At 54.0% G+C, this 14,713-nt stretch carries 9 protein-coding genes and 1 pseudogene; 2 read left to right on the top strand and 8 right to left on the bottom strand.

What is annotated here, in order from left to right; all coding sequences use genetic code 11:
* Positions 1-329: 329 nt before the first annotated feature.
* Positions 330-4,232 carry a beta strand repeat-containing protein gene (locus ACR0IK_RS16000; RefSeq protein WP_480642210.1) on the bottom strand — a complete coding sequence of 1,301 codons (3,903 nt, stop codon included), beginning with the start codon at positions 4,230-4,232 and terminating at the stop codon, positions 330-332.
* 274 nt (positions 4,233-4,506) lie between these two features.
* On the opposite strand from ACR0IK_RS16000, the gene ACR0IK_RS15995 reads away from it, so the two are divergent.
* Positions 4,507-6,597: a tetratricopeptide repeat protein gene (locus ACR0IK_RS15995; protein WP_480642209.1), complete on the top strand. Its 2,091-nt coding sequence runs from the start codon at positions 4,507-4,509 to the stop codon at positions 6,595-6,597.
* A gap of 1 nt (position 6,598) precedes the next feature.
* On the opposite strand, the gene ACR0IK_RS15990 is transcribed toward ACR0IK_RS15995, so the two are convergent.
* The 3 genes and pseudogenes from ACR0IK_RS15990 to ACR0IK_RS15980 form a co-directional block, all read right to left on the bottom strand.
* Positions 6,599-7,450: a Rossmann-like and DUF2520 domain-containing protein gene (locus tag ACR0IK_RS15990; RefSeq protein WP_480642208.1), complete on the bottom strand. Its 852-nt coding sequence runs from the start codon at positions 7,448-7,450 to the stop codon at positions 6,599-6,601.
* A gap of 595 nt (positions 7,451-8,045) precedes the next feature.
* The gene (locus ACR0IK_RS15985; protein WP_480642207.1) at positions 8,046-8,774 is read right to left on the bottom strand and encodes a pilus assembly FimT family protein; all 729 of its coding nucleotides are present in this window, start codon (positions 8,772-8,774) and stop codon (positions 8,046-8,048) included.
* 222 nt (positions 8,775-8,996) lie between these two features.
* A pseudogene (locus ACR0IK_RS15980) lies at positions 8,997-9,578 on the bottom strand (IS6 family transposase); the annotation flags it as partial.
* 345 nt (positions 9,579-9,923) lie between these two features.
* Between ACR0IK_RS15980 and ACR0IK_RS15975 the strand changes: the two are divergent.
* Positions 9,924-10,835 (top strand): glutaminase, encoded by a 912-nt coding sequence (locus ACR0IK_RS15975; RefSeq protein ID WP_480642313.1) that lies wholly within the window; start codon positions 9,924-9,926, stop codon positions 10,833-10,835.
* Positions 10,836-10,991: 156 nt separating this feature from the next.
* Here the strand turns inward: ACR0IK_RS15975 and ACR0IK_RS15970 are convergent, their stop codons facing one another.
* The 4 genes from ACR0IK_RS15970 to ACR0IK_RS15955 all read right to left on the bottom strand — a co-directional run bounded on the left by ACR0IK_RS15970 (position 10,992) and on the right by ACR0IK_RS15955 (position 14,631).
* The gene (locus ACR0IK_RS15970; protein ID WP_480594621.1) at positions 10,992-11,534 is read right to left on the bottom strand and encodes a winged helix DNA-binding protein; all 543 of its coding nucleotides are present in this window, start codon (positions 11,532-11,534) and stop codon (positions 10,992-10,994) included.
* Positions 11,535-11,742: 208 nt separating this feature from the next.
* Entirely contained in the window at positions 11,743-13,038 is a 1,296-nt protein-coding gene (locus ACR0IK_RS15965; protein ID WP_480642206.1) for a TRAP transporter large permease, read from the bottom strand.
* A gap of 9 nt (positions 13,039-13,047) precedes the next feature.
* On the bottom strand, positions 13,048-13,596 hold the full coding sequence (locus ACR0IK_RS15960) for a TRAP transporter small permease (protein ID WP_480594616.1): 549 nt from the start codon (positions 13,594-13,596) through the stop codon (positions 13,048-13,050).
* A 63-nt stretch (positions 13,597-13,659) separates the two neighbouring features.
* Positions 13,660-14,631, bottom strand: a complete 972-nt coding sequence (locus ACR0IK_RS15955) for a TRAP transporter substrate-binding protein (protein ID WP_480642204.1) — start codon at positions 14,629-14,631, stop codon at positions 13,660-13,662.
* Between the last annotated feature and the right edge of the window lie 82 nt (positions 14,632-14,713).

Raw genomic sequence — 14,713 nt, 5'->3', positions numbered from 1 at the left:
CGCAAAAATAAGCGGTATCACATTGCATTGGATGGGTCGTTGTGACGGATTCCCAAAATGACTTTTTTTGGTACAGCACAAACCTACGGAAGACGAGTTATCTTCACCTGATTTGGAAGAACGTCATAAGATTGCCAAATGGCTTGCAGAAAAAACCTGGGTCAGAGATCGAAGACAGGGTAGGTCGCGCGGTCCAAGGCTTATCGCGAGATCAAGTGCAATTTTTCAAAACACAGAAATAATGGAATTGAAAGGGAACTAACTTGTAACGAAAATCGGGCCAGAAGTTGATTAAGCTCTGGCCCGGTTCTTTGTGTATTACACGGAAATCAGAACGACCACCTCAGACCCGCCTGGAAAAACGGCCCCTGAGCGTCGCTACCGATTTCCTGTTCCGCATTCGCTTCGAATTGCATGTTGGGAACGAACTCGTGTTCATACCCGATCAGCACACTGGCGCCGGTGAAATCCGTTGATGGGAAAGACAGCGACTGCGTGGTCGAGAAAACTGTCACGTTCGTGTCATTGTCCCCCAGATCACGCCGCAGAACTCCCGACAGCTGTCCGACAATAACACCGCCGGTATTCAGCGCCTTCTCGGCCTCGACACCCAGACGGGCTTCGATCACTTCGGTGGTGCTGTCTCCGACCGTGGCATTCGCGGATGACCCAGTTTCGGTATAACCGTCATCGTCCTGACGGGTATAGCGGACATCGCCAAAGCCCAGCAGTCCGAAAGCGTCACTGACGTCGAATGCTCGCTCGACACCCAGATAAGCCGTCAGCAGGGTGCTGTCGTAATCGGCATCCGCGTCTGCGCTACCGGTGATCTCGCGCGACCGTTCGGTCGACAACAAGCCATAGCCCAGCCCGGCTTCGATCGTGTATGATCCGATCTGGCGACCCAATGAGGCGTCCAGATAGAATCCATCGGTGTCGAAATCCGTGGTGTCGGTGTCACCGTTGGACCGGAACACACCCAGCCCCAGTGCCAGCGCCAATCCGTTGTCCAATTGCCCGGAAAACCCGGCGCTGCCGTTGAAAATCGCGACATCAGTATCAACCCCGGGCACGTTTTCGATTTGGCGTGCGGCACCGTCAACCGCCACGTAGGGACGGAACGGGCCGAATGTCACGCCTGCGATACGACCCGTGGTCGAATTGCGCGTCACCTGAGCCTGCGCCCCATAGCTCAGCGCATTCGTCGAACCGCTGATGGTGCTGCCATAGAAGGCTACGACATCGCCCGAGGTCAGCACCTCGGAAGAATCAACGCTGGCATAAATCGGAGCCGCGCCGCCTTCGTCCTGCACGAACCAGGCCGAACGACCATCTGACACTGTCGTTGTAAAGGTTCCGGACCCCGTTGCGGCGTCTTCGAACTCGAAAATCGCGCTGCCACCATTTGCATCCAGGTTAACGTTGTGATCCTGAACGCGGATCAGACCATCAACCTTATCGGTGCTGACAAGGTTCAATGTCCCTGTGCCTGTCCCAAGGAAGATCGCATAGGCATCACCGGTGTCAGAGGTCGCGGAAATCTCACCAACTTCTGTGATCACACCATCGAAATTCTCAAAATACAGGCCATAGGCATTGGATTCTGCCGCGCCCGATGCCGTGGCGGTGATCACACCACTGTTCGAGAACGTCCCCTGCACGTCATCGGCCAGAACACCAACTGCAGTCCCCTGAAAGAAGTCTGTGTCATTGGTGATCGTAGCTGAGGCCGTCAAGGTGCCGGTGTTCGTAAAGCTGCCTGCAAACGTATCGTCCAGGAAAACCGCCTGCGCCTCGGCTTCGGTCGAACCTGTGGCAGATGCCTCAACACCGCCGCCGTTGAGGACCGTTCCGTCGGTTCCGTTGCGCATATAGAGACCCCGAGCTAACGCCTCTTCGGTCTCTGACGTAGCGGTGGCGGTGATCACACCGGAATTAGACAGCGTCCCGTCAAATTCGGAAACAGTGACGCCATAAGCCGTCGCAGAGGCGCTGGTGTTTCCACGGGCCGTCACCTGAATCGTACCGGAGTTCGTTACGTCACCAATTGTCGTGCCACTGGAATAAAACCCGTAGGCTTCTGCCGAACTGGTGTTATCCGTAACAAGCACTGTGATCGAGCCGGAGTTGGAAAAATCACCGTCCAGACCACTGGTAATGTAAATCCCAGCACCCGTGCCTTCCGAAAAGCCATGGGCCTCAATGTCGATGGAGCCGGAGTTCAGAACATTCCCGGTCATGCCACCACTGACATAAAAGCCATAAGCCTCGGCTTCTTCGGTCTGATCGGTGGCAATCGCAGTGATGGTACCAGTGTTGGTGAAATCACCGTCCAGTCCGCTCGAAATATCAAAGGCGTATACCGTCGCCGATGAATATCCATCACCTCTTACGAAGATAGTGCCGGTATTGGTGATGTTGCCGGTCATACCGCTGCTGACATCAAGGACATATGCCTCGGCTTCCTCGGTTTGGTCCGTGGCAATCACGCTGATGGTGCCGGTGTTGGTGAAGTCACCTTGCAAGCCGCCCGAAATGTCAAACGCGTAGACCGACGCGGACGAGTACCCGTCACCGCGTACGGAAATAGTCCCAGTATTGGTGATGTTGCCGGTCATACCGCTGCTGACGTCAAGAACATAAGCCTCGGCTTCTTCGGTCTGGTCGGTCGCTATAACGCTGATGGTGCCCGAATTGGTAAAACTCCCCTGCAAACCACCAGAAATATCAAACGCGATTGCTGTGGCGTCCGAATATCCATCACTTCGCACCAGAATATTGCCGGTGTTGGAAATGTCTCCAGTCATCCCACCGCTGACATCCAACAGGTATGCGTAGGCTTCGTCATCCTCCAGATCGGTGGCATGTACAGTGATCGACCCGCTATTCACGAAACTGCCGTCGAGGCCGCCACGGATTTCAAACGCCGTTGCAGTTGCAGAGGAAACCCCGTCAGCGAGGACCGAGATAGAGCCGCTATTGGCAATATCTCCGGTCATCGAGCCGCGGACATAAAGACCGACGGCTTCGGCTTCTCCAGCTGTTGCGTTCGCGGCAACTGAAATCGTTCCGGAGTTGTCGAAACTTCCGTTCAGGTCGCCCGACAGATAATAGGCCGACCCTGAGGCGGACTCGGAGGCGCTGCCAATGGCAACTATAGTTCCGGTGTTGGTAATATTGCCGGTCGTGTCACCCTCGACATAGACAGCTGCACCGTCCGCGCTGCTAAACGTGGTGTCGGCGATGGCGCGGATCGTCCCGGTGTTGGTGAGGCTTCCGGTTTGATTGCCTTCAACGTGATACCCCCAGGCAACTGCATCACTCGCCGATCCCTCGGCCCTGGCAACAATTGTGCCAGCATTGTTCAGCGCACCATTTGCGTCGCCCTCAACGCGAACACCTACGGCTTCGGCTTGACCGGCAGTCTGAGACGCTGTGGCCTGGATTGTGCCGGTGTTGTCAATGTCACCGTTCAGATTATCGGTTACCAGAATGCCGATTGCTTCCAGTGTGCTCGCGCCTCTGGCAGCTGCCGTGATGGTTCCATCATTGACGATATTCGTGTCCATGTCTCCGTCGGAAAGCAACCCGATGGCTGTTGCGTTGCTTGCACCCGACCCGCTGGCCCTTGCCGTGATCGAACCTGAGTTGGAAAATGATCCGGTTGCGTCGATACCGCCCGTGAAAAGAACGGCAAGGGCGGTTGCATTGGTAGAAGTCGCGCTCGCCTGGGCGGTGACTGTCCCGGTGTTCACGAAATCACCGGCAAAGTCCCCACCCATAAGGTAGCCAAGCGCTGCCGCAAATGACGAGGCATCGACGTTAACGTTGACTGTGCCGTTGTTGATGATTTGTCCGGTTGCCAACAAATCGTCGGTCAAAAGCACGCCAAACCCGACAGAACTGGATGCGGAAGGACCAGAGATCGTACCATTGTTAATGAATGTGCTGGAATAGTCAGTATCAATGACGACTGCCGGACCACCCCCAGTGGTCAGGTTGACCGCGCCGGTGGCCGTGATCGTGTTGTCTTCGTCATTCAAAAACACCTGTCGCGTGTTTTGCGGTGCCGATACCACCTCGGCTGTTGCAATCCCGACAGACAACGCCGCGACAGACACGGACGCTAGGAAAACCGATGGCGCAACACTGGCCACCCGCCCTTTCCATTTCACAACACGACCCCCACGCGCCACACGTTCCCGTGTGCGCTCAGTTGCGCAACCTTTCATTTATGAAGTCCCTTCCTTAGGAGATAACTCGTTAACTTTTTGTTCATTTTGCTACCTAGGAGCGAAGCAGGGCGCAAATATGACCACCTAAAAAATCTTTCGAATATTTCGTGGTATTGCATCAAGAACACACAATATATCGTATTGATACTTGGGAATACTTGACCCAGCCAACGGATGGACGGCAGGGAAAGAATGTTCTACCACACGTGCGCCAGCGCTATAAATAAGCGGTTCTCAATCAGATCTGCGCTGGTCGGCAGGAGGCATTCTTATGGCAGAACAGCTGCAGATTTCGGTGCAGGAAGCATTCGCCCGGGCGATGTCGCATTATGAAAAAGGGCAGTTGAAGCAAGCCGCCGCTCTTTTGTCGGAGATTGTCAAAGCCGCTCCGCAACACGCGGACTCACACCACATGCTGGGCCTAATCGCATTTCGGGCCGGACAATTGGACCCTGCGGTGAAGGCTGTTGGCCGCGCCGTTGATTTGCGACCGGACTACGTGATTTTTTTGACCAATTTCACCGAAATATTGCGTGCGTCCGGGCAACTGGAAAAGGCCCGCGCCATTGGTGAGCGGGCGGTGCGGCTGGCACCCGGCCACGCGGCGGCCCATTCGAATTTGGGCCTTGTTCATTATGATCTGAAAGAGCTTGAGCTTGCGCGCACATCGCAAGACCGTGCGCTGGCCCTGTCGCCGGACTTTGACCGGGCCCTCAACAATCTGGGCAGTATCGCCCGGGATCAGGGTGATCGTGATAAAGCTGCGGACCTGTACCGACAGGCCCTACGGATAAACCCGGCCTCTTCCGAGACCGCGAACAACCTGATCTCGGTTCTGATTGAGGCCGAGGACATCTTCGCCGCCCAATCCGTTGCCGTAGCCCACGCCAAGCAAGCGCCGCGCGATGCAGAGTTGCACCGGAACTTTGGCCGGATATTCATGCTAGAGAACGATCTGGACAAGGCGGAGAACGCCTTTCGAAACGCGATCTCGCTGAACGGTCAAAAGGCCGAAAGCTATGTTGGCCTGTCTCAGGTTCTGTTTGAAAAGAACCACCCCAAACTGGCCCTGATCGAAGCGGAACACGCATTACGTCTGGATCCCGAAAATGCCGCCGCCTGCCATCAGATGGCGCTAGTTAAGGCGCATCTTGGCGACACGGACACGGCGCAAACCCTGTATGCCAAAGCGATTGAGCTCAAACCCGACCTAACCGCAAGCCGCCTGGCCCTAGGACATCTAGCCATGGAACAGGGTGACTTTGACAAAGCGCGCCAATTGTTCAACACGGCTGCGACCTCGGCGGATGATCCGCTCAGCGCGCAAATCTCATTGGCGCGGCTGGACACGATCACCAAAGACAGCCCGGTCTTTCATGCGCTTGAGGCTGCCCTGCCCTCAGCCGATAAGATGTTGCCGCAAAAGGCTGTTTCCTATCGTTTCGCAATGGGTGATTGCTATGAAAAGTTAAAACGTCATGACGAAGCTTTCGCGCAGTTTCAAAAAGGCGCAGCCTTAAAAAGATCGCTGATCACATATGACCCAGCTGAAACGGACAAGCTTACGGATGATTTGATTTCGACATTCGATGCCGACAGGATCAAGCAACTCGGCCAATGTGCGATCCCGAGTGAAAAACCCATCTTTGTTGTCGGAATGCCCCGTTCAGGCACCACGCTGACGGAATCCATCCTCGACGCCCACCCGCAAGTATTCGGGGCCGGAGAGCTGAACGATTTGCAGAACCTGTTCGGGCGTCAGGCCGATGGCCGTACGAATGTGCCACAGGCGACGGCCTCGGCTTCCTACGATCAGCTAAAACGGCGGGCCGAAGACTATGTTGAAGTTCTGTCGCGCCTTGGGGGGGATTACCCGCGCGTGGTGGACAAGATGCCGGCAAACTTTCAGATGATCGGGCTGATCCACGGCCTGATGCCAAACGCCCGAATTATCCACGTCACCCGTGACCCCCTGGATATCTGCCTATCTTGCTACACGCGCCTGTTCGAACGCAGCCAGTTGCACAGCTATGATCAGGTCGAGTTGGGGCGCTATTACAACAATTATGTCCGGATCATGGAACACTGGCAGAATACCCTGCCACAGGGTGCATTCCACACGATCCGGTACGAAGCGCTGGTGGACGATATCGACACCGTCGCGCGCGGCATTGTTGACTATTGTGGGCTGAACTGGACCGAAGCCTGCCTAGAGTTCTATTCGGGCAAGCGCCGTGTCCGCACCGCCAGCGTCCAACAAGTTCGCCAGCCACTTTATTCGACATCCAAGGAAAAATGGCGGCGGTATGAAAAACACCTGCAACCGCTGATTGACACGATCGGTGATAACCGCACTAGGTGACTTAGGAATCCCGCGTGGAACCGCTTTTCTTCAGGTTTCGGGCCATCTTGCTAAGATCCGCATAGAGGTCACCCGCGGAGGGATACCATCGGGCCACGTCAGCACCCTGGCTGGAAACGACCATGTCGTCCCCCCTGGCCGCTGGACCGGTTAAGGCCTGTTGCGGGCCAAACGCAGCCACGTTTTCTGCCGTACTATTCAGAAGCTTGGTGTTGAGTTGTTGCGCCACTTTGTCGGCAACGCCTGCTTCGGCCCAAGCCTCACGTGCGATGGCCTGCAATACCACTGTGAAGTTATTCGAGATCACCGCGGCGGCGTGATAAAGACTTTTGCTTTCTGACCGGATGGAAAAACACTTGGCGCCTATGTTTTCCAACAAGGGCACAATAAACTCCTTGGCATTTGTGTCCCCTTCCAGCCCGCAAAGCGCGCCTTTGAACTGATCCCGTGCCGCCAGAGGATCGGCAAAGGACAAAACGGGATGCACGCTTGCAAGATGCCAATTCAGTTGACGCAACGGTGCCATCTGCTCGGCCGGGAAATAGCCGCTGCAATGGAAGGCGACCGGTGGTTGGCCATTCGATATTTGATCCCTGAAAACCCTTTCTAGCTCAGACGCGGCAGCGAAGATTTGAGTGTCAGGGACAGAAATGATCCATAGGTCGGCAGGCTGCAGCCCTGAATACTCTTCCACAGCCCGCCCATTTGCGGTCAGTTGGACTGCGTCCCGCGCGGATTGAAACCTGGCACTCAGTACGTCCTGCACTGAATAGTCATCGAGAGTGTCCAGCAAGTGGATCAGGGTTTGCCCCACCCGCCCGGCTCCAATGACATTCACTTTGAAAGGGCACATATTCGAACCTCTTTATTGCGACAACCTCTCTGTCCGCCAGCATTTGTCCAGCCTACAAATGGGGCAAGGCAATTTAGATCCTACAATCTCCAGCCAGCGCTTCTTTCGAATTGCGCGAAAACCTCATCTTGGCGTTTAAGCTTTTCATAACAGTTGCCCATCACAAAATGATAGGAAACGTGCTTGTGCGGCAACATCTTGTCGGTTGCAGGGTCAAAACACCCCATTGTCATTCACCTTCGCAATAGTCATCACAAGATCGCCAGCGTCATCTTTGACAAAAATCTTCGAAGCGGCAGCATTGGAAGCAAATCCCTTCGAATACGTGTCGTGAATTCCAAGCGCGCTGCCTGACCAACAAACTCAACTGGACACGGGGTAGTTCCGGATGGTGGATTGGCATTGGACAACCAGGACTATAAACGTGCTTTCAACGCTACTTTTGCGCTCTGTTCAGGACCAAATCTTGCTCGGTCGTAGACCGATACGGCAAAGCTGAGCGCCCCGGATAGCCCAACAGAAATCAAGGCGAGCAACGCCAGTGCAATCAGTAGCTCAAAAGGCTGAGGCCGGATCGCGCGTTCATTCCGGCACCCTAATTCAGTAGCCTGAAAAGTACTTTGCCCACCATATCTTCAACCTCAATCGCCAATTGCATCAGATCAAAACTTGAACCTGTTCCAGTATAGGGATCGAAGCGTTGACACAGTGTCCAGCTTCCAATTCTTTTAGTTCTTTCACCTATGGTCAGAGGCCGCGTGATACCCAGTTCACTCAACCCGGAATACGCAAATTCCGCTGCAACGGTCTTTTGGAATCTGGAGGTAGAGCGTTCTAGAAACTCCGCCTGACGTGGCAAAACCACAGCGTGCACCATCGTAATAACCTCAGATGCGATCAGTACATCAAACAATGGATACCCTGCCCGTCTATTCATCGGATGAAGCTCTCGAAAACTGTTCGAAAAAGGTGACAGAGTTAGAGTTTCCTGGCGTGCACCGACCTCCAAGCAAATCTCGTCACCCTCCGCCGTCACATCAGGCATGAAGCTCAAATTCAACGTTTCATTGTCACAGTCGGTTATTGCGATGCCGATCATCTGGCCCGATCTGATTGCACGAAGACGTGCTTCGCTGACCCGTGAAGCAAGTTCTGAAACCCACTGGCCTAATTTCGTTTCATCTGAAGGTCGGCGAAACCCTGTAGCAGAAATAACGACGGCCATCGCAAGGGCCGAAAGAGCAACTAACAGTTCGAACCAAGAATAGCCTGCTGCATACTGCGCGGGTGCTGGCGAAAAGGAGTTATCGAAAGAATATAACATCGTCCTATGTCTTGATGGCAGAAATGATGATTCCTCCAACGCCAAACCCAATGGCAAGGGTGAGCATGGGAGCAATCAAGCGGACGGATTGCCCACGTATCTAAGCGCTTCGCAGGCGAAGGTCAGCGACGAGGCGATCCTGAACCTGAACCATTTGGTCCGATACGGTTCCGTAGCTAACTTCTAGATGACAGAGCATCGGTGGAATTGCTGAGCAGTTTACCCTGCCAGGACAGATGTGGCTGAAGCGAAAGATTTGAATCCCGGCATGGGTCTAATCCGTCGTTTGATGAAACGGTAATCCTGTTCAATGATGTTATTGAGGTCTTTTCGCCTGACCATTTCGATCGGGATCAGGCAGCCAATGCTTTTGAGCATCTTGTTGATCGCTTTGATGCCAGCTGTATTGGCCCCGCTTTTGTCGATGACGATAATGCGCGGTAGACCGTGCACTTCAAGCCCGCGGATAAAGAACCTCGTCGCAGCGGCTTTATTCCGGCGCTTGGGCAACATGAAATCCAGGGTCTTGCCGTGTTTGTCGATCACTCGATAAAGATAAACCCATTCGCCTTTCACTTTCACATATGTCTCATCCATGCGCCACGAACAGTCAACGGGATGCTTTCTGTACCGAGCCGCTTCAGCAATGAGGCCTGCATATCGGCTGACCCAACGGTTTAGCTTTGCATGATCCAGATCATCGCCACGTTCGGCCATGATTTCTTCCAGATCCCGATATGAAACACCGTAGCGCAGGTAGAAGGAAACCGCGTGCAAGATCACGCTTTCCGGAAAATGCGTGCCCTATAATGAGATCGTCACAGCCTGCTCCTGTCTTGTTCGAGTGCGCGCTACCAGACATGCCCTCGACCTGACAGGTAGGATCGATGTCTGCGACAGAACCCTTTACCAAGTGTCTTCAAGCATCAGAGAAATTTGTGACAGAACCACGTTGAAATAAAGCACGCCGATATGACGGCTCTGTTGCGTAGCTTTCGCTGATTGAATTGGCAACGCGGTTCCAGCGGCTTAGGCTGCCAGTTCCGAGAACGTGGCGTCTACATCTTCAGAACCGAGTATTGTCAGAATCGGGCTGACTGCCGTATCGAAGCCGCAGCATATTCACAAACTTCCCAAAAGCTATCGGCGATGTCTGAACTTGGTATTTTGTTGGAAAGCATCACAGAACAAATCTACCGGGAGTCCGACTGGGGTTCGCCGGCGGGGTACATACGCGAATTGGCCGAAGTCGACCCAGAGCAATTTGCAATATGTGTTTGCACACCTGACGGTGAGACGAATTGGGCCGGTCGCGCCCAACAGCCGTTTTCGATTCAAAGTGTTTCAAAAGTCTTCGCCCTGATTGCCACGTTGGGGCGCATTGGCGGTCAACTCTGGAGCCGCGTGGGGAGAGAGCCATCAGGAACATCGTTCGATTCGGTCATTTTGCTGGAAAGCGAGCGCGGCCGTCCGAGAAACCCATTTGTTAACGCTGGGGCTATCGTTACAACCGATGCCCTTCTTTCGGGCCGCGAACCAAAGTTTGCCTTGGCAGAAATCCTGAATCTTGTCCGAGCCGCGGCCGAAGACGACGACATTCACATCAATGCGGCGATTGCAAAGTCGGAACAGGAAACCGGGTCCAGGAACAAGGCACTGGCGCACTATCTGGCCTCATATGGCAACCTGGACAATCCACCGGAACTGACGCTTGGAACGTATTTTCATCAATGTGCAATCGAGATGACCGCGATTCAACTGGCTCGCGCCGGGCGCTGCCTGGCTGGCTTTGACGATGCGCCCAATATTGTCTCGACCCTAAACGCGCGTCGCGTGAATGCGCTTATGATGACCTGTGGTCACTATGACGGGTCGGGGGATTTCGCCTTTCAAGTTGGTTTGCCTGGAAAAAGTGGTGTTGGAGGCGGGATATTGATTATCGCCCCAAAGGTCGCCTCGATCGCAATCTGGTCGCCGGGTCTGAACACATATGGCAATTCTAAGGCTGGCACACGTGCAGCAGCAATGCTCACGGAAAAAACAGGTTGGTCGGTATTCTGACAAAACGGCGCAGCGGCTTGTTCCAGGGCGAAAAGGTTTAACCGCGCCTAGGCCATAGCCTTTCGGTACTCTGTGAAATAACCTCGTCGGCCAATGGTGCAGAGGCTGAAAAGCCAGCAATGTCGAGTTACCTTGGAAAGTTCTCGGTTCGGCCTCTTACAAAGATGCCGCTGCGCGCGAAGCTTGGTCATACAGGCCCGACAAATTTCTAAGCACTTTTGCAACATGACTGATCTCATCAAAATCCCGGTCAGCCGCCACAGCGGTGTCGAGAAGGCATGCCTGGCGTACCTTGCCATATTCCAGGCAGACCTCTTGTCCACGTTCTGTGGTTTTATAAAAGACTTCTTTTCCTATTTTCTCGCCTTCGACCAACTGGGTTTTGATTAGCTTCTTGACCGCGTAATTGACCGTATGCGTGTCCTCGATATTGAGCATAAACGATATGTCCGCGAGCCGCTTCTCTTTCCCGCGGTGGTTGATATTGTGCAAGATAAGGATATCGAGCGGATTGAAATCCTTGTGCCCAACAGATTTCATGCAATGCATCATCCAGCGAGAAAAGGCGTTGTATGTCATCGTCATAGCATATTCCAGCTCGCTGAGCTGCCAGCCAACCGGGGAGTCCGCAAGATGGGACGATGACACAATGGCAGTTTCGCTGCCGCCAGTTCCGTCTGGATTGTTTTTTTGTGTCACTGCCAGCCTCACTTTACTTTGTTCTCCCACATGTTACTGCGCAGCAGGCAAACGCACAAGAAACGCTGTCGAAACATTTGCATTTTGCGAGCGAAGCGGCGCATTTGCCTAGTGTGACAAGAACAGCAGAACAGTTGTGTTGCGAAGGATATACTGAATCATCCTGCAGAACCGGAAAACGCTTGAAAGAGTAAGCCATAACAAGGCCCTACATGTTGTTTGGCAGAAAAGTGACGATGCCGGGCACAGCCACAATGATCGCCAGCGCAATAATCATCAGAATGAAAAACGGCAGCGCCGCCTTGGCGATAACAAGGATATTTCGGCCTGTTAGAGATTGCAGAACAAACAGATTGAACCCCACGGGGGGCGTGATCTGGGACATTTCGACCACGATCACCAGAAAGATACCGAACCAAAGAGGATCGACGCCAACCTGCTGCACCATTGGCATCACAACAGATGTTGTTAGAACGACAACAGAGATCCCATCCAAGAACATCCCCATTATGATGAAAAAAACGGTCAATGCGGCAAGGAGAGCATATGTCGACAAGTTCATGCCGCCGATCCACTCTGCAAGTACGCGGGGAATACCGGTGAAGCCCATAGCAACTGTCAGGAACGACGCACCAGTCAGAATGAACGCGATCATACAGGACGTTTTTGTCGCGCTCATCAGACCTTCTACAAAGGTATTTTTATCGAGAGAACCAGAGTGCCAGGACAGAACCAATGCCAGCACAACCCCAACGGCGGCGGCGTCTGTTGGAGACGCGATACCCGCATAGATCGAACCAATCACGCCACCTATCAGCAAAATGACGGGGACCAAGCGTCGAGACCGGTACATTTTTTCACGAAACGAAAACTCGAAAACCTCATCCGGCAGATTGTCACGGTTCAGAAGGGCCCAAATCGCCACGTAGCCGACGAACAGGGCCACGAGCAAAAGTCCTGGCAAAACTCCGGCCACGAACAGCCGCGCGATGGATTGCTCGGTGGCAACGCCATAAACGATCAAGATGATCGACGGTGGGATCAACAATCCCAAAGTGGCCGCGCCTGCCAGGGTGCCGATCATCAGGTTCTCTGGATATCCGCGCTGCGACAGTTCCGGGATTGATAATTTGCCGATGGTGGCGGCCGTTGCCGCCGAGGAACCCGAGACAGCTGCGAAAATACCGCAACCGAAGATATTCACATGAAGAAGCCGGCCGGGCAGTTGATTCATCCAAGGTGAGAGCGCAGTGAACATGTCATCGGACAGCTTGGAGCGGAACAGAATTTCCCCCATCCAGATGAAAAGAGGCAGGGCCGCCAGAGCCCACGAGTTACTGTGGCCCCAAATTGTTGTCGCCATCACCAGGCCAAGCGGTGCATTTGAAAATAGCGCCATGGCAGCGATGCCCACGCCCATCAAGGCGAAGGCGACCCAAACTCCGGCCCCAAGCATAGCAAACAAGAGGACAATTAGGATGACAGAGAGAATTCCGACAGTCATGTTGCGCTCCTATTCGCTCAGGAGGTTTTCGCCCTGACCCTCATAGGTCGGAGCCTTGCCACGCACGACAAGAAAGAGTTCGTCGGCTAGTGCGATTGTCAAAACCGCCAGACCGACCAGTACAGGCACCTGCGGAATCCACACCGGGATCGACAGCATGCCCGATGTCATGTCCCTGAACTCAATGGATTCTTCAACAAGACCCAGCATGTAGAACGTGGCATATCCCGTCATTGCCAGACCAATCAAAAGAGCCATGGCTTCGAAGCCGCGTTGCAGTCGCGCCGGCATCAGCCCGGTTACAAGCGTCACGCGGATATGGCCCCCAGATCGAAGCGTGTAGGCAAGCGCCAGAAACGATGCTGCTGCCAGGAAGAACCCTGTGAAATCGGAATAAGATGGGATTGTCAGTCCAAGTGCGCCGCCTGTCAGGGCCGAGTAGATTTTATCGGTCAAGTTCAGACAGACTTGCGCGAATACAATGGCCACGATGGCGCTGATGAAAATCGCAGCTGCTACACCGCTATAAAGGTAAAGGGCGTCCAGTACGCGTCGCATAGTTAGTTCCTCCCCTAACTTGCGGGGGTGCGATCACGCCCCCCACCAGTGTATTTTGCGGTCTTACTGATTGTAGGCGTCAAGGATTGCTGCACCCGCCTCGCCGGACGATGCGGTCCATTCCTCAAGCATTTCGGTGCCAATGGCTTGCAAACCGCTCATCAGTTCGTCGGTCGGCTGCTGCACGTCGATCCCGTTCTCAGAAAGGGCCGCAGTTTGTGCGTCGGTTTCTGCACGGCTCATCTCCCAGCCGCGGGCTTCGGCAGCGGCAGCAGCTTCCAAAACACTCTGTTGGGTTGCTTCGTCCAGGCGACGGAAGGCGCGTTTGTTGACGACAACGATGTTCTTGGGAATCCAGGCCTGAATATCGGTGTAATTGGACAGAAAATCCCAAGCCTGTGAGTTTACACCTGTGGATGGCGACGTGATCATCGCTTCAACTCGGCCCGTGGAAAAAGCCTGCGCGATGTCAGGAACCTCGATTTGGGTCGGAGCGGCGCCCGCCATGGATGCAAAGGTTTCCAAGGTCGAGTTATATGTGCGGAACTTTAGCCCCGCCAGACCTTCGACTGTTGGGATTGGCTTGGTTGTGTAAAGACCTTGCGGCGGCCATGGCACAGCGTAGAGAACCATAATCCCCTGCTCGTCCAAAAGGCTCTCCACAACCGGCCGTTGGGCCGCCCAGAGACGTTTAGCGTCATCGTAGTTCGTCGCAAGAAACGGCAGCGAGTCAACGCCGAAAGCGGGGTTGTCGTTGTTCAAAAGCGAAAGGAAGAACTCGCCGGCTGGAACCTGTCCGCTGCGAACGGCCTTGGAGATTTCCGGGTGCTTAAACAGCGAACCCGCCGAATGCACTTTGATGTCTAGCGCACCATCCGTCGCTTTTGCCACGTCAGCGGCAAACTGATTGATGTTTTGGGTATGGAACGTGGCATCAGGATACGGCGTTGCCATGTCCCAGGTTTCGGCAAGAAGGCTTGTCGACGAAACGGAAAGCGCAATCGCGGCACCACTCAAGAACTTTACAAAACTCATTTGGTTTCTCCCTGTTTTTGAGTTTATCGCAATATACTGATGTTACGTTGACACTTTGTCAATGTTTTACTATCGTAATTCC

Source organism: Ruegeria sp. BF7, from assembly GCF_056538605.1.
This window is presented reverse-complemented; position numbering and strand designations above follow the sequence as displayed.